This window comes from Pantoea allii (genome assembly GCF_046529425.1).
Taxonomy (GTDB): Bacteria; Pseudomonadota; Gammaproteobacteria; order Enterobacterales; family Enterobacteriaceae; genus Pantoea; species Pantoea allii.
Genome location: NZ_CP125958.1, coordinates 4,365,721 through 4,384,632 on the forward strand (window position 1 = coordinate 4,365,721; position 18,912 = coordinate 4,384,632).

An 18,912-nucleotide genomic window follows, 5' to 3' on the forward strand; every position below is an offset into this window, starting at 1 on the left:
CTGCGTCGGCGGCCTGAAAGAGTAAGGGTACGGGAGCTTTAAACATAACCACACTTTCGTGTGGTTATTTTTACTTTGGCATCATTTATCAGGGACACACTGTGCGCCAACTTCCTCTGCTGCTCGTTTGCCTGCTGCTGCAGGCCTGTACACAAACGCAAAAAGGACTCGAACAAACCGTGATGATGGCCATTGAAGGGCCAGATGACGTCACCGTTACGCCTCAGCAGATTGATAATCTGCCCTATGCCAGCCTGTATGCCCGAATCAATGACGGTCCACGCATTTTTGTCGTGTTGGGTTATAACGAAAACGGTCAGCAAAAGTGGGTGACGCGCGATCAGTCCATGCTGGTCACCGCACACGGCAGACTGATCAAAACCCTGGGCTTGCCTGATAACCTGACAAGCGTCAGCAATCTCCAGCAAGACCCGCTGGCAAAAGGCCTGCACATTAGCAATGGCCAGCGCTGGACGCGGATTGTTCAGTGGACCGTTCAGGGCAACGTTCATAGCGGTACCCTGAGCTCAACCTTTGAGCGTGGCGACGATGAGGTGCTGAATATTGCGGGAAACCGCATTGCCTGTCGCGTCTGGCATGAGCAGCTGCATATCGACAGCCTTAACCGCGAGTGGCAAAACACGTTCTGGATCGACAACAGCAGTGGTCAGGTGGTGCAATCCCGACAGATGCTGGCTGCCGATACTTTCCCTGTTGATATCACCATTCTGAAGCCGGCAAAATCATGAAAAAAATAACACTATTGTTGGCAGGAGTGAGCCTGCTCACCAGTCTGGGTGCGCAGGCCGCAGGCCAGGTCACCGTGCATGCGCCCCATGATACGAACAGCGTCCAGGTCAATCAGGTAGAGAACCTGGCCCAGTTGGTGACTCAGCCCGCACTGATGGCACAAACAGACTGGCGTCGCGCCGTCATTGCCGAATACGGCGCGACGGCAATAGCACAACAACAGTATCAGCAGACACTGGCGCAGCTACGTGCCTGGCGTGCTGACAGCAGCGGAGGACAAGCCGCCGCCATTGATGCTGTGATACGTCAGTTAAGCAGCATCAAGGTGACCGGGCGGCAGTTCACGTCACTGGACCCCGACTGGATTCGCCTGCACCCAATGGATAACCGCCGCCTGGAAGGCCGTTACGATCTCTATCTGACCCAGCCCAGCACCAGCGTCCTGCTGTTTGGCCCCATCGCGGGGGCCGGTGCTGTGAGCTGGCAACCGGGTAAATCAGTGCGGGATTACCTGAGCGATCACCCGCTCCTGTCTGGTGCAGAACGCAACATCGCGATTGTGATTGCGCCGGATGGTACGACGCAGGAAGCGCCCGTGGCTTACTGGAATCACCGCCACGTCGAACCCGAACCCGGCAGCATCATTATGACGGGCTTTTCGTCATGGAGCCTGCCTGGCGCGTATGAAGACCTGAATAGCCGCCTCGTTTCTGTTCTGACTCACCGGATACCAGACTGATGAAAAAACGTTATCTTCTCAGCCTGTTGGCTGTTTCTGTGGCAAGCGCCTGCCAGGCCCATGCGGAAATGTATGCGGCCCCGGTAACGCCTTCGCAGTCTGATTTTGGCGGTGTGGGCCTGATGCAGGTGCCTACCGCACGTATGGCGAAAGAGGGCGAATTCAGCCTGAATTTCCGTGATAATGACCAGTACCGCTACTATTCTGCTTCGTTACAGCTGTTCCCCTGGCTGGAAACCACCGTGCGTTATACCGACGTGCGGACCCGGCGTTACAGTGCGGTGGAAAGCTTCAGCGGCAATCAAAGCTATAAAGATAAGGCCTTCGACCTGAAACTGCGACTGTGGCAGGAAGGTTACTGGCTGCCGGAGGTGTCATTTGGTACCCGCGATCTGGGCGGTACCGGTTTGTTTGACAGTGAATATCTGGTCGCCACCAAAGCCTGGGGCCCCTTCGACTTTACGTTGGGGATGGGCTGGGGCTATCTGGGCAACAGCGGCACCGTCAAAAACCCCTTCTGTTCCTACAGCGACAGCTACTGTCAGCGTCCTGGCGTCGGTCAGGCGGGATCGATCAACGGCTCGCAGATGTTCCATGGCCCTTCCGCCGTGTTCGGCGGGATCGAATACCAGACGCCGTGGCAGCCGCTGCGCCTGAAGGTGGAATACGAAGGTAACGATTACAAGGATGATTTTGCCGGACGCCTGCCACAACGCAGCAAGGTCAACGTGGGCGCGATCTATCGCCTGACGGACTGGGCAGATATCAATGCCAGCTATGAACGCGGCAACACCTTTATGTTCGGCTTTACCATCCGCACTAATTTCAACGATATGCATCAGGATCATATCGACAGTCCGAAGCCTGCTTACCAGCCGAATCCGCAGCCTAAACTGCTGGAGACCACGGTCACCGGTAGCCAGCTGTCTGAACTGAAGTCTAACGCTGGCCTGGCAGGGCCAAAAATTCAGACCAAGGGCAGCACGTTATACGTCTCGGGCGAGCAAACCAAATACCGCGATACGCGCGAAGGCGTGGATCGCGCAAATCGTATCATCATGAATAATCTGCCGGACGGTATTGAAACCATTAACGTGACGGAGTCGCGTTACAATATGCCGCAGGTCACCACGGAAACCTCTGTTGCCAGCCTGCGCAATGAACTGGGTGGTTATCCGTTAGGCCATGAGCAGCCGTTACAACAGGTCCGCAAAAATCCTGTTGATCCGGCCCCTACTGAGCAGGGCATGTTTATTCGTAAAGAGCGCCTGAGTTACAGCCTGTCGCCGGTACTGAACCAGTCGGTGGGCGGCCCGGAAAGTTTCTATCTGTACCAGGTCGGCGTGATGGGCAATGTCGATTACTGGCTTACCGATCATTTTCTGGTCGGCGGTAGCCTGTTTGCTAACGTGGCGAATAACTACAACAAGTTTAACTACAACGGCGCGCCTGCAGATTCAACGCTGCCGCGTGTGCGTACGCACATTCGCGACTACGTTGAGAACAATGTTTACGTCAACGATCTGCAAGCCAACTACATGGATTATCTGGGCAATGGCTTCTATGGTCAGGTTTATGGCGGCTATCTGGAAACCATGTATGGCGGCGTAGGTGGGGAAGTGCTCTATCGTCCGGTTGACAGCAACTGGGCCGTTGGGGTGGACGCCAACTATGTGCGTCAGCGTGACTGGGATGACATGATGAGATTCACCCGTTACGAGGCACCTACCGGCAACCTCACGGGCTACTGGCGTCCCTGGTTTATGCAGGATGTCCTGGTCAAAGCCAGCGTCGGGCAGTATCTGGCGAAGGATAAAGGCGTCACCATTGATGTGTCCAAACGCTTCGACAGTGGCGTAATGGTGGGCGTTTATGCCACTAAAACCAATGTGTCATCGCAGCAGTATGGTGAAGGCGACTTTACCAAAGGCTTCTACATCTCTGTTCCAATGGATCTGTTTACCGTTACGCCAACCCGTGGCCGTGCGCAGATTAACTGGGTGCCGCTCACACGTGACGGTGGTCAGATGCTGGGACGTAAGTACCAGTTGTACGATATGACCTCGGACCGTGACGCCCGGTTTAACTAACAAAAAGGCAGCCTTCTGGCTGCCTTGCTTTTTTAGTCTGCGTCGTAACCCAGGTTGGGCGCCAGCCAGCGTTCCACTTCGCTGACGGACATGCCTTTGCGTGCCGCGTAGTCTTCAACCTGATCGCGCTGAATTTGCGCCACGGCGAAGTAGCGGCTGTCAGGATGACTGAAATACCAGCCTGACACCGAAGCACCGGGCCACATGGCAAAAGACTCCGTGAGTTTCATGCCGGTATGGGTTTCCACATCCAGCAGCGCCCAAATAGCCGCTTTCTCGGTATGTTCCGGGCAGGCGGGATAACCCGGAGCCGGACGAATCCCCTGATAATTCTCGCGGATCAGTGCCTCATTGCTCAGGTTTTCGTCGGGGGCAAACCCCCAAATCGTTTTACGCACCTGTTCGTGCAGATATTCTGCGAAGGCTTCGGCTAAGCGGTCAGCAATGGCTTTGACCATAATCTTGTTATAGTCGTCGTGTTGCTTATCGTAAGCCTCGGCCAGCACATCCTCCTCCAGGCCGCCCGTAACCGCAAAGGCACCCAGGTAATCTGCTTTACCGCTGGTTTTCGGTGCCACGAAATCGGCCAGGCAGTAATTGGCAAAATCTGTTTTTTCCGTTTGCTGCCGCAGATGATGGCTGACATTCAGTACAGTATCGCGCTGCTCATCGGTGAAGATATGGATATCGTCGCCCACGCGGTTAGCCGGGAATATGCCCACCACGCCGCGTGGCGTCAGCGCCTTTTCTGCACTCAGCTTATCCAGCATGGCGTTGGCATCGGCAAACAGCCGTTTCGCTTCATCGCCCACTACCTCATCTTCAAGGATGCGCGGGTATTTACCTGCCAGCGACCAGGTCATAAAGAACGGCGTCCAGTCAATGTAATTGCGCAGCACATCAATGTCGGCTTCCACGCGCCTCACGCCCCTGTGCTTCGCCACCGGTGGTGTATAACTCTCCCAGTCAATTTTCGTGGCATTATCGCGCGCCACGCTGAGTGACACCGGCGGTGTGCGGGGTTTTTTACGCGCATGTTGAATTCGCACGGTTTCATATTCTTTTCGCGTACGGGCGACAAAGTCATCCCTGAGCGTGTCGGAGAGCAGGGATGACACAACACCGACCGTGCGCGAAGCGTTTTGCACATACACGGTGGGCCCACTGTAGTTCTGTTCGATTTTCACCGCCGTATGGGCTTTAGAGGTGGTTGCGCCACCAATTAACAACGGCAGCGTGAAGCCCTGACGCTCCATCTCTTTCGCCATGTTGACCATTTCATCCAGCGAGGGCGTAATTAAGCCAGAAAGACCAATGATGTCAGCATTCACTTCACGCGCGGTTTTCAGGATTTTCTCGCCTGGCACCATCACGCCGAGATCGATAATTTCATAGTTATTGCACTGTAACACCACGCCAACGATGTTTTTGCCGATGTCGTGGACGTCACCTTTTACCGTCGCCAGCACAATCTTGCCGTTACTGCGCCCGGCTTCTTTACTGGCCTGAATATAGGGTTCCAGCCAGGCGACGGCCTGCTTCATCACGCGGGCAGATTTGACGACCTGCGGCAGGAACATTTTGCCTTCACCAAACAGATCGCCGACCACATTCATACCGGCCATCAGCGGCCCTTCAATCACGTCAATCGGACGTGCGGCCAGCTGACGGGCTTCTTCCGTGTCCAGCTCAATAAATTCCGTGATGCCTTTTACCAGCGAGTATTCCAGCCGTTTCACCACGTCCCAGCCACGCCATTCGGCTTGCTGTTTTTCATCCGCACCGTCACTTTTACTGCTGCGATATTTTTCCGCCAGCGCCAGTAACCGTTCGGTGCCGTCGGCACGTCGGTTAAGCACCACGTCCTCAACCGCCTCACGCAGTTCGTCGGACAGGTCGTCATAAATGGCTAGCTGTCCGGCGTTAACGATCCCCATGTCCATACCGTTACGAATGGCGTAGTAGAGAAATACCGCGTGAATCGCCTCACGTACCGGATCGTTACCCCGGAAAGAGAACGAGACGTTAGACACACCGCCCGAGATCATGGCATGAGGCAGCTCGCGCTTGATGTCTTCGCACGCCCCGATAAAATCCATCGCGTAGTTGTTATGCTCTTCAATACCGGTCGCAACGGCAAAAATATTGGGATCGAAAATGATGTCTTCCGGCGGGAAACCCACCTGTTGCGTCAGGATCTGGTAGGCGCGACGGCAGATCTCAATCTTCCGCTCACGGGTATCGGCCTGTCCCACTTCATCAAATGCCATCACCACCATGGCAGCCCCGTAGCGGCGGACAAGCCGGGCATGATGGATAAATGCGGCTTCGCCCTCTTTCATTGAGACAGAGTTAACGATGCCTTTTCCCTGTATGCACTGCAGCCCCTTTTCGATGACCGCCCATTTTGAGGAGTCGATCATAATGGGCACGCGGGCAATATCGGGTTCACCGGCAATCAGATTGAGGAAACGCACCATCGCCACTTCTGCGTCCAGCATTCCCTCATCCATGTTGATATCAATAATCTGGGCACCGCTCTCAACCTGCTGTAACGCGACTTCCAGCGCCTCGTTGTATTTATCTTCTTTTATCAGGCGTTTAAACCTGGCGGAGCCGGTAACGTTGGTACGTTCGCCCACGTTCACAAACAGCGACCCGGCGCTGATATTCAGTGGTTCAAGACCCGAGAGTCGGCAGGCAACCGGCAACGTGGGACGCTTACGCGGCGCAACGCCTTCTACCGCCGCCGCCATCGCGGCGATGTGCTGTGGCGTCGTGCCGCAGCAGCCGCCAATAATATTCAGAAAGCCAGCGTTGGCCCATTCGCCAATCTGCTGTGCCATTACGTCTGCGTCGAGATCGTATTCACCAAAGGCGTTGGGCAAACCGGCATTGGGATGAGCCGTGACATAGCCTTCCGCGATGCGCGACAGTTCGGCGACATACTGGCGTAATTCATCCGGGCCCAGCGCGCAGTTCAGGCCAAAGGATAAGGGCTCAGCGTGGCGCAACGCATTATAAAAGGCTTCGGTAGTTTGTCCGGAAAGCGTGCGGCCTGAAGCATCGGTGATGGTTCCGGAGATCATCAACGGCAGCGCCACGCCCAGGGCTTCCATTTCCGTTTTGACCGCAAAGATGGCCGCTTTGGCGTTGAGCGTATCGAACACCGTTTCAATCATAATGATGTGACAACCGCCTTCCACCAGCGCCCGAGTGGATTCACGGTAGGCGTCCACCAACTGATTAAAGGTGACATTACGGAAAGCAGGATCGTTAACATCAGGTGAGATCGAACAGGTGCGGTTAGTTGGGCCGAGTACACCTGCCACGTAGCGCGGTTTATCTGGCGTTTTCGCCGTCCACGCATCGGCACTGGCGCGTGCCAGCTTCGCGGCCGCGAAGTTGATTTCCGCCGACAGGGCTTCCATCTGGTAGTCCGCCATCGCAATGGGGGTGGCGTTAAAGGTATTGGTTTCCACAATGTCAGCACCGGCGGCCAGATACGCTTCATGGATCTCGCGGATCACCTCTGGCTTCGTTAACACCAGCAGATCGTTATTGCCTTTGAGATCGCAGGGCCAGTCAGCAAAACGGCTGCCACGAAAATCGTGCTCGTCCAGTTTATAGCTCTGGATCATGGTGCCCATGCCACCGTCTAATAGCATAATGCGTTGGGCAAGTTGCTGATGCAGCGCGTCGGTTAGATTGCTCACTGTTGTCTCATCCACGTCAATCCGCTGGTGAAATACCAGCCAGTCATTCTTGCATAAGGTCGTTATGGCTCAAAGTAACCTTAGTTGAGATTTTCAGCAGAAGCCGCTATCAGGTCTGACCAGCGCGTCAGCGTTTGCAATTGACGAGATTAAAACGAAAATGGTTTCCACTATGTGAAAAGGAGAGACAATATGGCAACGCCTGTCCCCGCAAAACGCGGTAAAAAACCCCGTGGCACCCCTGCCCCATCAGCGCCCGTGGGCGGTCAGGTTCAGTCACTGACCCGGGGATTAACGCTGTTGGCGTTAATCGCCAATTCACATGGCAGCGTAGCCCTGACTGAACTGGCACAGCAGGCGGGCCTGCCTAATTCCACCACCCACCGCTTGCTGACCACGATGCAACAGCAGGGTTTCGTGCGGCAGGAAGGTGATTTGGGTTACTGGACCATTGGCGCACAGGCATTTGTCATCGGCAGCAGTTTTTTGCAGAGCCGGAATCTGCTGGCCTTGGTCCACCCGGTGCTACGCACGCTGATGGAGCATTCCGGTGAAACAGTCAACCTGGCGGTGCTGGATCTTAGCGATTTTCAGGCCGTTATTATCGATCAGGTGCAGTGCACGCAACTGATGCGCATGTCCGCGCCGATCGGCGGTAAACTGCCGATGCATGCATCGGGAGCCGGTAAAGCTTTTCTGGCCCATCTCAGCGACGAACAGGTCACCGCGCTGCTGCATCAGAAAGGCTTACATTACTACACGCCAAAGACACTGATGTCGCCACAAAGCCTGAAAACGAACCTGGCCCAGATTCGCACGCGAGGGTTTTCTTTCGATGATGAAGAACATGCCCTCGGTTTGCGTTGTGTGGCGGCCCCCCTTTATGACGAACATGGCGAACCTTTCGCTGCACTTTCGATTTCAGGCCCTATCGCCCGCATGACTGACAATCGCATTACCGAACTGGGTGCGCTGGTCATCCGTGAAGCGCGTCAGGTGACGCTGGCCTACAGTGGTCGCTAAGTCACGGCTGACCGCCCGATAACACTGGCGCAGCCGCCCTCATACGTTATAAACCACGGTCTTTATCAGCAACAGCCTGTACCCGAGCCAACCTGCGGGCTGGCCAGCGCCTCAAAAAGAGGCGCCAGCCGTCAGCGCCTTCCCGTCACCGCGCCTGTAACCCTTTATACACGGCATCGCGCAGCATGATGGGGAACTGACCATTGACCCCTTCCGGTGTCGTGTTTGTCATGGCGACCACGCACAATTCGTTTTTGCGATCGACGAACCAGGTGTGGCCGTAAGCACCACTCCACGAGAGCGTACCTGCTGACTGAGGCGATCTGGCCGCATCAGGGTCCACCAGCAATGCCCATCCCACGCCAAATCCCCATCCTGGCCCCTGGGTCGCATATTTCGCCGCCACCTGTTCCTGCGTCATATAGTCAAAACTGTCTTGTGAGATGAGAGGCGATCCCTGCCGCCGGAGGGTTTCCAGCAATTGCATAAAGTCTGGTGCCGTCCCTGCCATGCCACCCCCACCGCAGGGCCAGGCGTCGGGTTTAAGAATACGATCAGGGCAGAAAATAGCGGCACCTTCACCGAAAGGTATCCGCTGGTTATCACTCATCGCCGTGGGCGCCGGACTGTCGTCGGTATACACCGTGGTTAAACGCTCCCTGTCCCTGACGCTAAACAGCGTATCTTTCATCCCGAGTGGGGTTGTTACGTGATGACTCACCAGCTCCGGTAAGCTTTTTCCCGTCGCCCGCACCATGATTTCGCCCAGGACATCAATGCCCAAAGAATAACGCCAGCCGGTTCCGGGCCTGAACTGTAACCGGGTGCCTGCAAGGCGCTGCAGATTCTCCTCGAGGGTCAATCCCGGTTGGTAATCGATCCCGTCAGACACATTCAGCGTGTGGTAAAGAGAATCCGCCGGAGCGGAATAGCGGTAGCGTAAACCGGAGGTGTGGCTCAGAAGGTGCCGCACCAGGATGGTCGCAGGCTGACCGTCTTCCAGACAGGGACGAAAATCGGGAAGCCAGCGGGTAATATCGTCATCAAGACGCATGTCGCCTTGTTCAATCAGGCGCATTGCCGTCAGGCTCACTATGGGCTTAGTCAGTGAGGCAAGGCGGAAAATGGCGTCCGGCGTCATGCTTTTCTTTTGCTCTCGGTCAGCCAGCCCTGCCGCCCGCTGATAAATTAATTCGCCCGCTTTTGCCACCATCACCGTGCACCCAACAACACGCTGTATATCTATTGCATAATCAATAGCCGCATCTATTGCGGCTTCAAGCTTCGCAGAGTATTTAACCAGTCCTGATGTAAAATAAAGCATTATCGATTCCTTGAATAAATTGGAAAAATGAAAGGCATTATCGTTATGCATTCTTTGCATTACGCATTAAATTCACTTTATATATATTTTATTAACCATCCTACTTAACAATCACTCCAAATAATAAACACACTAAATAACATCCGCCTGTCGCAAAAAACACCTCACTTATTTAATTGGTCAACCAAAAATTGAATTTAAGTCTAACTGATGGACATCCAGGGGATTTGTGATCAACCTCTTTTTTTTAAAAGAGCAGAGTGATTACTATGCCCTCGCACCACTTTTATAAAAACAGACTGAAAAACAATAAAAAAAAACTGACTTCTTATCTCTACCGCGCTTAATACTGGTCAACCAAAATAAACCAAACATTAATACACAGCTTGCTTTACTTATTTAAAATAGCCAGATCAGAAAATAATAAAAACAACAAAGGAGGATCATCATTTAAACAAAACTCCGATTAAACATAACTATTTATCTAATTAAAAACCAAACAGAAAATATTTCTTCATCTTCACGAACGCATAACCACCGGAAGATGTTTTATGACTGTCACACTGATTTAATCAAGGGAAAACCATGATGACAACAACAATACCGCCACGCAGGAAGGTGGGGACGGGCACCGCAATAGGCTATGGCATTACCGATATTTTTGGCGGCGGTTCCATGGCGCTAATCGGTACATGGCTACTGTTTTTCTATACGACGTTTTGTGGACTTTCCATGCTGGAGGCGAGCTCGATTTTTGCTATTGCCCGCATCATTGACGCCATTCTCAGCCCAATAATGGGCTATATCACCGATAAATTTGGCAGCACCCGATTGGGTAAACGTTTTGGTCGACGCCGCTTCTTTCTGCTGATCAGCGCCCCGATGATGTTTATCTATGCGCTGGTCTGGGTCAGTGATATGGGCTACTGGTACTATCTTGGCACCTATCTCGCCGTCGAGTTACTGGTGGCTATGGTGCTGGTGCCCTGGGAAACCCTGGCGGCAGAGATGACCAATGATTTTGGTGAGCGAACCCGGATGGCGGCAGTCCGTCTGACGTTTTCGCAGGTGGGTGTGTTTCTCACCGCCTCAGTACCGGGCATTATGATCCAGTATTTGGGCCAGGATTCAGCGCTGACCTTTACCTATACCGGCATCCTGTTTTCAGGTCTGTTTTTTATTGTGGTGCTGATCACCTGGTACTGTACCTGGGAATCAAAAGATATGAATCCCGAAGCGTTTGAGCGGCTCAATTCTGGGCCGGGTATTGGGCTTTTAGCTCACCTGAAAAATATGTTCATCGAGCTGGCCACGACGTTCAAGATAAAAATATTCAGACAGCACCTGATTATCTATATTTCATCATTCACGGCACTGGATATTTTCATTGCGGTTTTTGTTTATTTCGTGGTTTATGGTCTGAACCTGGATGCGGCAAACGCATCCGCCTACCTTTCGATTGCCACCTCCGTTTCCATTCCCGCAACGCTGCTTTTTATGTTTATGCTGGACAAGCTGAATATCCGGCCCGCGCTTGCTATGCGTATTTCTTATCTGTGTGTTTTTGTTGTACTGGGCTACCTCATTTTGATGTATATCGGCCATAGCGCGGTTTCTTCATGGTGGCTGACCACACTGGTCTTTGTTCTGTTGGGCTTTGGTCGCGCGGGACTTTATTTTATCCCCTGGAATATTTACAGCTTTATTCCTGATGTGGATGAAATGGTCACGCGTCAGCGGCGTGAAGGTGTTTTTGCCGGTGTCATGACGCTGATGCGTAAAAGTACCGTCGCCATCGCCATTATGGCGGTCGGTACCGTACTGGAACACAGTAATTTCGTTAAAGGCCAGCTAATCCAGCCTGAAAGTGCTCTGAATGCGATTACCGGCCTGCTGGTCTTTGGCACCGGCGGTTTATTACTCATCAGCTTATATATGACCTTCAAATTTAAGCTCACCCGCGAAACACATCGGGTTCTGGTGAAAGAAATTGATCGTCTGAAGGCGGGCGGGAATAAAGCCGACTGTACACCCGAGACTAAAGTCGTGGTGAAGGCCCTGACCGGCTATGACTATGAGCAGGTGTGGCAGCAGGAGAATAACGCGCGTCCTTAATTCAGCCAGGCCTGTTTTGCAGTGGGTTGCCCGTTACGCATGGCTTATCCAACCGGATAGCAGCCCACTCTGCTTTCGCCTGAATGTCATGAAAAAAATAATAAATACGCTATGGGTTCCTTTATGAAAACACACTTTTTTCGCTACATGGCTATCGCGTTGCTGCTTTGCCCCGCGCTGCCGTACGCCGCCGCCATTAATGACAATGAAGACAGTTTAAGAATTCGTTTAAAAAATGATTTTAGACGGGCAGATAAGCCCAGTGCTGGCACGGGGCGTGATATTTACGCCTGGGTGCAAGGCGGACTTATTGACGTGAATACCCGCTACTACGCTGACTTTATCGGCGTTAGCGCAGGTGCGTACTATGTTTACAAGCTGGGCGCCAAAGACGGCTGGAGCACGCGCTACTATCTGGACGGGCACGACAGTTTTGGTGTGGCTATCGGCGCACTCAAACTTAAACCGGCTGATAATCTTTACTTAACCCTGGGCCGATTTGGGACTGACTATGGTTACGGTAGTTTGCCGTACCGCATCCCATTGATTGCCGATAATTCGTCGCGCACGATACAGACCCTTTCTGAAGGTGTGCTGGCCCGCTTTGAGGCAACAGAAAACCTGACGTTGTGGTCAATGTGGCGTAAGCGCGCCTTTTACTATGTTGATTCGGCTACCGGTATACGTGATGAAGGGGTGATTGACACCGCAACGGGCAACTATTATCCCCGTCGGGCGCGCACTTATCTGGCCGGTTCCTGGCACGATGCCTCTTCACGCTATTCGGTTGGTGCCTCTTACCAGCCAGATGTTTCAACGCAGATCCAAAGCATTTTCGAAAAAACCCACACCTTTGATGATAATCGCTCGCTGAAATGGGAGTTGATGGGGTTTTACGGTCAGGTTGAGGGAATGAGTAAACCCCTCAGCTACCATCATGACACCGCGCTGGTTTCGGGTCGTTTAACCTACTCGTTTGACAATGCGCGCCTGTTTGGCGCTATCGGTAAACTGACACATGACATTGATGGTCGCATTATTTATACCGACATCGGTTATCCCGATTCACTGAGTATCGATCGCAATAAAGAAAACATGCTGTCGGTTCAGCTTGGCGGGCAATATTTCTTTAACCAGAACCTCGGTGTGATGCTGGGGCCGGTGATCACCCGAGGTTATGAAGACAAGCAGCGCAATACCAGGATCAAAGGGCTGGGGCTGATGGGCGGCGTGATGTACAACGTCACAGAGGGATCGTTCAAAGGACTCAACATGTATGTGGCGGCTGACCGCGCCAGAGAGAAACGGCCTGGCAGCGCACTGGGTGACACACTCTATTACTGGGATGTGAAAGCCGGCATACAATACGACTTTATGCTTAAGTGACCGTTTCCCCTTGCACGTCACAAAGATGTTTCAAAAGCGGCACTTGTTAGCGCCGCTTTTTAATGATTATTTAAATACTTGTTACGCAAAGAATAAATCCCCTACCCATCTGGTTGACCTGTTTATCCTGTCGTGCGTAGAACCCTGTTGCCGCAGGATTTAGGTGGTATAGTTTTTGCCGGTAGCGCGTGTCCGACAGGAGCATCATCATGAAATCTGCCTCTCAACAGAGGCCCTATCAGCAGGTGGCTGCTAAAATTCGGCAGCTTGTTCTGGAAACCCCTTACCGCTGTGGTCAGCGTTTGCCGCCAGAGCGCGAAATGGCTGAGAGGCTTGACGTCAGCCGGACCGTGGTGCGCGAAGCCTTAATTATGCTGGAAATAGAGGGGTTGATTGAAGTCAGACGCGGTGCGGGTATTTATGTCGTTGAGTCTCAAACGCCGCTGCACATGAACAATGTGAACACCGGCTTTTGCAATGATGCGGGCCCGTTTGAGCAGCTCCAGGCACGGCAGCTGCTGGAAAGTAATATCGCCGAGTTTGCTGCACTTCAAGCCACCCGCCAGGATATCATCAAGATGCGCCAGGCCCTGCTGTTAGAAGAGCGCGAACTGGTGTCCTGCTCGCTGGAAAACTCAGAGAGCGGTGACATGCATTTCCATCTTGCCATCGCCGAAGCGACGCATAACAGCATGCTGGTCGAACTGTTTCGTCAGTCATGGCAGTGGCGTGAAAATAATCCCATGTGGATTCAATTGCATAGCCACCTTGGTGATACGCTTTATCGCAAAGCATGGTTAGGGGATCACCGGCAAATTCTTGCTGCACTCATCAAAAAAGATGCTCGCGCTGCCAAGCGGGCAATGTGGCAACATCTGGAAAATGTTAAACAGCGCCTGCTGGAGTTTTCCAATGTGGATGACCTCGACTTTGATGGTTACCTGTTTGACTCATGGCCGCTGGCAAATACTGACGCCTGAACGCCTGTCACGGCAGGCACACCGGGCGGCAACGCGCTGCCGTAACGGATGCTGAAACGCTGAGCATGTTGCCAGGCCATCACATCCTCAATATGTCCCTGGGCGATACGCTGCTGTTGCGCCCGCCACCAGCCCGCCTCAAAAATTTCCGGATGCCGCTTTTGTAGCAGCGCACCTGTCGCTGGCTCGCTGCATAATGCATAACGGAAGGTTTCAGGGAAAACGTCATCCGGCCCCACGCTGTACCAGGGTTCTGCACAGAGTTCATCTTCTTCATAACGCGCCTGTGGCACATCGCGAAAAGTGAGTTCGTGCATAGGCCGGATTTCATCATAATCATAAAACACGACGCGCCCATGCCGGGTGATACCAAAGTTTTTAAACAGCATATCGCCGGGGAAAATGTTGGCGGCAGCCAGCTGCTTGATCGCATTGCCGTACTCTTCAATGGCATGCTGGCGCTGGCTTTCACTGGCCTGTGCCAGATAGAGATTAAGCGGCTGCATACGGCGCTCCAGCCAGAGATGACTGATGATCAGGCGATCGCCTTCGATGCGTAGTTTCCCGGAAATCGTCTGTTGGAACTCCAGCAGCAGCGCCGGCGCAATGCGCGCGAGCGGCAGCGCAAACTGTTCGAAAGCCTGTGTATCGGCCATGCGTCCCACACGGTCATGCTCTTTGACCTGTTGATAGCAGGCCCTCACCTGCATTTCGGTGACCTCTTTTTGCGGGGCAAACCGATCTTTGATGACTTTAAATACCCGGTCAAAGCCCGGTAATGTGAAGACCAGCATCACCATGCCACGTATGCCCGGTGCAATCTCAAACGCGGCGTCGGATTGCGCCAGCGCCTGCAGATATTCCCGGTAGCTTTCCGTCTTGCCATGTTTCTGACAACCGATGGCCATATAACGTTCTGCCAGCGTTTTCCCTGGCAATATGGGCTTGAGCCAGGCCACCAGCGCCGCAGGTAGCGGGGCGTAAACCATAAAATAGGCGCGGGCAAAGCCAAATACGATGCTGGCATCGTTCACGTCCGTCAGGCAAGTATCAATCCACAGCTCGCCCTTATCGCTACGTTGAATCGGTAACAGACAGGGGAAAATACCGTTTGGCAGATGCAGCCGGGCAACAATCCAGGCCGTTTTATTACGAAAAAACAGTTCACTGCAAACGTCCAGCCAGCCATTATCCAACTGTGATGCGGAAAATTGCTCATGCAAATGCCGTAAAATCCACGCTTCATCGCGCTCCCGATCCTGCCATGGCAACGTTAACGGCACGTCGCGCAGTACCTGATCGAGCAGCACTTGCCAGCCCTGATGTGGCAGATAGGTTCGCGCCAGCGGGCGCGCAGAGTGCGTGGGTGCCGAGGCCGGCTGTGAGCTGAAAATGAACAGACGTTCCGGCTGCAGCGCGTGATGTCCATGCAACCGGCAGTAAACCGAATTAAAAAAGCTCTCGGCAATTTCATAGCGCGGATAGTCGGGTAACAAGGTTTCATAATGGCTTTTGATCGCCAGCCAAAATGTATCGTCCCAGTGTGCCGCCCCGTTCAGTGCCCGTAGCTGATCGGCGACCAGAGCTACGTGATGATCATAAAGATGAATACGCGCCTTCATCGCCTGCTGTACCGCTTGCCATTCGGCCTGTTCAAAACGCTGTTGTGCGCCCGCAGTAATGTCGAGAAAACGGCCATACTGCGCGTCGAACCCCTGCAGAATGGTATGCGCAATCAGTGATTCGCGTGGCGGCATGATTCCCTCCTGAAAAAGCCCGCCCGTTAATACCGGGCGGGAAAGACACAGACTCAACTCAAAACTGGTGCTCCTCGGTGGAGCCTGTCAGGGCCGTCACCGACGACTTACCGCCCTGAATCGTAGTGGTCACCCGATCGAAATAGCCGGTACCAACCTCTTGCTGATGCGAGGAGAAGCTGTAACCCCGTTCGCGGGCAGCAAACTCCGGCTGCTGTACTTTTTCCACATAGTGACGCATGCCTTCGCCCTGGGCGTAAGCGTGCGCAAGGTCGAACATGTTGAACCACATGCTGTGAATACCGGCCAGCGTAATGAACTGGAAGCGATAACCCATGTCACTGAGCGCCTGCTGAAAGGCTGCGATGGTTTTATCATCGAGATTCTTTTTCCAGTTAAACGAGGGCGAACAGTTGTAAGCCAGTAGCTTGCCTGGATAGCGGGCGTGGATGGCATCGGCAAAACGCTGGGCCATTGCCAAATCTGGCGTGGCGGTTTCGCACCACAAGACATCGGCATAAGGGGCATAAGCCAGCCCCCGGCTGATGGCCTGCTCAATACCAGCGTTGGTACGGAAAAAGCCTTCCGCCGTGCGGTCGCCGCGGATAAACGGCCGATCGTATTCATCACAGTCAGAGGTAATCAGATCGGCGGCATCCGCATCGGTGCGCGCCAGCAGAATAGTGGGCACGCCCATCACATCGGCGGCCAGGCGCGCCGCCACCAGTTTCTGCACGGCTTCCTGGGTTGGCACCAACACCTTTCCGCCCATATGGCCGCATTTCTTCACGGCCGCCAGTTGGTCCTCAAAGTGCACGGCCGCCGCGCCTGCGCTGATCATTGACTTCATCAACTCAAACGCATTCAGCACGCCACCAAAACCGGCTTCTGCATCGGCCACGATGGGCAGGAAATAGTCGACAAAGCGGCTGTCCCCCGGTTCGATACCGTTGGCCCACTGAATCTGGTCGGCGCGCTGGAACGTCTGGTTAATGCGGGTGACCACCTCAGGCACAGAGTTAACCGGATAGAGCGACTGATCGGGATACATCTGCCCTGCCACGTTGGCATCGGCAGCGACCTGCCAGCCAGAGAGGTATATCGCTTCTATACCGGCTTTTGCCTGTTGCAACGCCTGACCGCCTGTGAGTGCCCCCAGACTGTTGATATAGCCTTTTCTGGCATCACCGTTGAGCAGCGACCAGAGTTTCACCGCCCCGCGCTCTGCCAGAGTGCAGGCTGGCAGAACCGAACCGCGTAGATTAACGACTTCTTCTGCGCTGTAGGGGCGGGTAATGTCCTGCCAGCGCGCGTCCTGCCAGTATTTTTCGAGTTGCTGGATGTGTTGAGTACGTGTCATGGCAACGGCTCCTTGAGTCAGGGAAGCAGGCGGTAGCCTGGCAGAGTAAGAAAAGAAACCAGTTCGTCCTGGGTTGTGATCTGCGCCATCAAGCGCGCCGCTTCCTCATAACGACCTGAACTGAAAGACTTATCACCCAGATGCATCTGTAACGTTTGCAACTCATCATTCAGTAGCTGCTGAAACAGTTCCGCCGTCACTGGCTGTCCATCCTGCAGGGATTTATGGTGGCGTATCCATTGCCAGATAGAGGTACGGGCAATTTCTGCGGTTGCGGCATCTTCCATCAGGCCATCAATGGGGACACAACCATTGCCGCTAATCCAGGCTTCCAGATACTGCAACGCCACCCGAATATTGGCGCGCATGCCCGTTTCCGTTCGATCGCCTTCACAGGGTGCCAGAAGTTGTTCAGCCGTTATCGGGCGGTCATCCTGCCGCAGAATGTTGAGCTGATTGGGGCGTTCACCCAGCACATCGTTGAACACTGACATCGCCGTGTCTGCCAGGCCGGGATGCGCAATCCAGGTGCCGTCATGTCCGTTGTTGGCTTCACGCTGTTTATCTTCTGTAACGCGCTGCAGTACCCATTCATTTCGCGCGCTGTCTTTGCTGGGAATGAGCGCTGACATGCCGCCCATGGCGAAAGCGCCACGTCGATGACAGGTTCGGATCAGTAATCGTGAGTAAGCATCCAGAAATGGCTGAGCCATGGTTACAGACTGGCGATCGGGCAGAACCCGATCCGCATGTTCGCGCAGCGTTTTGATATAGCTAAAAATATAATCCCAGCGGCCGCAGTTCAGTCCCACGATATGATCCCGCAGATTCCACAGGATCTCATCCATCTGGAAAACAGCCGGTAGCGTTTCGATCAACACGGTGGCTTTGATGGTACCGCGCGCCAGATCAAAACGATCCTCGGCAAAGCTGAAAATGTCCCGCCACCACGCTACCTCCTGCCAGCTCTCGGTTTTTGGCAGGTAAAAATAGGGGCCACTGCCTTTTGCCAGTAAGGCTTTGACGTTATGAAAAAAGTAGAGTGCGAAGTCAAACAGACCGCCGGGAATCGCATTGCCCTGCCAGCTAACATGTTTTTCAGACAGATGCAGGCCACGAACCCGACACATCAATACCGCAGGATCGGCTCGTAGCTGATAGATTTTGCCGTTATCGCTGGTATAACGCAGCGTGCCGGCAACGGCTTCGCGTAGGGTTTGCTGCCCATCAATCAGTTTTTCCCAGGTGGGTGCCAGAGAGTCCTCAAAATCTGCCATAAACACGTTTACGTTGGCATTCAGGGCGTTAATCACCATTTTGCGATCGGGCGGGCCGGTGATCTCCACTCGACGATCCTGTAAATCGGTCGGGATGCCGCGGATGGCCCATTCACGATCCCTTATGGAAACAGTTTCCATATCGAAACTCGGTAGCTGGCCGGAATCATACTGCTTCTGCCTTACCTGACGTGCGGTTAACAGCGCCTCACGCTGTGGCGCAAAACGCGTCACCAGCGCCTGTAAGAAAGCGATGGCATCTGCGGTAAGCAGCTGTTTTTCAGCATCATTAAAGGGCTTGCTGAACAGTAATTCACTGTTGATAACGGAGTCTGTCATGTTTGCTCTCTCCTGTTTTCAGGCGGATCAAAACGGGTGATCCGCATATAGGGTAA

The 18,912-nt window shown here is 53.6% G+C and carries 12 protein-coding genes; 7 read left to right on the plus strand and 5 right to left on the minus strand.

Going from position 1 to position 18,912, the window contains the following annotated elements:
• The first annotated feature begins 101 nt into the window (after positions 1 to 101).
• The 3 genes from QNH99_RS20465 to QNH99_RS20475 are packed head-to-tail and all read left to right on the plus strand — an operon-like array spanning position 102 to position 3,579.
• Complete coding sequence (locus tag QNH99_RS20465) at positions 102 to 749, plus strand: YjbF family lipoprotein (RefSeq protein ID WP_063877971.1); 648 nt, start codon at positions 102 to 104, stop codon at positions 747 to 749.
• Entirely contained in the window at positions 746 to 1,489 is a 744-nt protein-coding gene (locus QNH99_RS20470) for a capsule biosynthesis GfcC family protein (RefSeq protein ID WP_410517135.1), read from the plus strand. Before QNH99_RS20465 ends, QNH99_RS20470 begins: the two co-directional genes overlap by 4 nt.
• Positions 1,489 to 3,579, plus strand: coding sequence for a YjbH domain-containing protein (locus QNH99_RS20475; RefSeq protein ID WP_410517136.1), 2,091 nt, complete (start codon positions 1,489 to 1,491; stop codon positions 3,577 to 3,579). Before QNH99_RS20470 ends, QNH99_RS20475 begins: the two co-directional genes overlap by 1 nt.
• Positions 3,580 to 3,611: 32 nt before the next feature.
• Here QNH99_RS20475 and metH read toward each other — a convergent pair whose 3' ends face one another.
• Positions 3,612 to 7,295 carry a methionine synthase gene (gene metH / locus QNH99_RS20480; RefSeq protein ID WP_410517137.1) on the minus strand — a complete coding sequence of 1,228 codons (3,684 nt, stop codon included), beginning with the start codon at positions 7,293 to 7,295 and terminating at the stop codon, positions 3,612 to 3,614.
• Positions 7,296 to 7,487: 192 nt separating this feature from the next.
• Between metH and iclR the strand changes: the two genes are divergently transcribed.
• Complete coding sequence (iclR, locus tag QNH99_RS20485) at positions 7,488 to 8,318, plus strand: glyoxylate bypass operon transcriptional repressor IclR (protein WP_410517138.1); 831 nt, start codon at positions 7,488 to 7,490, stop codon at positions 8,316 to 8,318.
• Between the two features lie 145 nt (positions 8,319 to 8,463).
• On the opposite strand, the gene QNH99_RS20490 is transcribed toward iclR, so the two are convergent.
• Entirely contained in the window at positions 8,464 to 9,642 is a 1,179-nt protein-coding gene (locus tag QNH99_RS20490; protein WP_063877966.1) for a serine hydrolase domain-containing protein, read from the minus strand.
• Between the two features lie 585 nt (positions 9,643 to 10,227).
• Between QNH99_RS20490 and QNH99_RS20495 the strand changes: the two genes are divergently transcribed.
• From QNH99_RS20495 to uxuR, 3 genes are all read left to right on the plus strand, one after another.
• Positions 10,228 to 11,757 (plus strand): MFS transporter, encoded by a 1,530-nt coding sequence (locus QNH99_RS20495; RefSeq protein ID WP_096010478.1) that lies wholly within the window; start codon positions 10,228 to 10,230, stop codon positions 11,755 to 11,757.
• Positions 11,758 to 11,880: 123 nt separating this feature from the next.
• Entirely contained in the window at positions 11,881 to 13,143 is a 1,263-nt protein-coding gene (gene uidC / locus QNH99_RS20500) for a glucuronide uptake porin UidC (RefSeq protein WP_283378777.1), read from the plus strand.
• Between the two features lie 209 nt (positions 13,144 to 13,352).
• Positions 13,353 to 14,123, plus strand: coding sequence for a Uxu operon transcriptional regulator (gene uxuR, locus QNH99_RS20505; RefSeq protein ID WP_145394198.1), 771 nt, complete (start codon positions 13,353 to 13,355; stop codon positions 14,121 to 14,123).
• Here uxuR and aceK read toward each other — a convergent pair.
• From aceK to aceB, 3 genes are read right to left on the minus strand one after another with little or no spacing between them, the layout of a single operon-like run.
• Positions 14,081 to 15,880 carry a bifunctional isocitrate dehydrogenase kinase/phosphatase gene (aceK, locus tag QNH99_RS20510; protein ID WP_410517139.1) on the minus strand — a complete coding sequence of 600 codons (1,800 nt, stop codon included), beginning with the start codon at positions 15,878 to 15,880 and terminating at the stop codon, positions 14,081 to 14,083. The two genes, uxuR and aceK, sit on opposite strands and share 43 nt — an antisense overlap.
• A gap of 58 nt (positions 15,881 to 15,938) precedes the next feature.
• A complete protein-coding gene (gene aceA, locus QNH99_RS20515; protein ID WP_410515841.1) occupies positions 15,939 to 17,240 on the minus strand; it encodes an isocitrate lyase in 1,302 nt (433 codons plus the stop codon).
• A 17-nt stretch (positions 17,241 to 17,257) separates the two neighbouring features.
• Positions 17,258 to 18,856, minus strand: coding sequence for a malate synthase A (gene aceB, locus QNH99_RS20520; RefSeq protein WP_410517140.1), 1,599 nt, complete (start codon positions 18,854 to 18,856; stop codon positions 17,258 to 17,260).
• Between the last annotated feature and the right edge of the window lie 56 nt (positions 18,857 to 18,912).

Coding starts and splice junctions, on each gene's coding strand:
- QNH99_RS20470 (WP_410517135.1), top strand. CDS start 746: ATGAAAAAAATAACACTATTGTTGGCAGGAGTGAGCCTGCTCACCAGT.
- QNH99_RS20475 (WP_410517136.1), top strand. CDS start 1,489: ATGAAAAAACGTTATCTTCTCAGCCTGTTGGCTGTTTCTGTGGCAAGC.
- iclR (WP_410517138.1), top strand. CDS start 7,488: ATGGCAACGCCTGTCCCCGCAAAACGCGGTAAAAAACCCCGTGGCACC.
- QNH99_RS20490 (WP_063877966.1), bottom strand. CDS start 9,642: ATGCTTTATTTTACATCAGGACTGGTTAAATACTCTGCGAAGCTTGAA.
- QNH99_RS20495 (WP_096010478.1), top strand. CDS start 10,228: ATGATGACAACAACAATACCGCCACGCAGGAAGGTGGGGACGGGCACC.
- uidC (WP_283378777.1), top strand. CDS start 11,881: ATGAAAACACACTTTTTTCGCTACATGGCTATCGCGTTGCTGCTTTGC.
- uxuR (WP_145394198.1), top strand. CDS start 13,353: ATGAAATCTGCCTCTCAACAGAGGCCCTATCAGCAGGTGGCTGCTAAA.
- aceK (WP_410517139.1), bottom strand. CDS start 15,880: ATGCCGCCACGCGAATCACTGATTGCGCATACCATTCTGCAGGGGTTC.
- aceA (WP_410515841.1), bottom strand. CDS start 17,240: ATGACACGTACTCAACACATCCAGCAACTCGAAAAATACTGGCAGGAC.
- aceB (WP_410517140.1), bottom strand. CDS start 18,856: ATGACAGACTCCGTTATCAACAGTGAATTACTGTTCAGCAAGCCCTTT.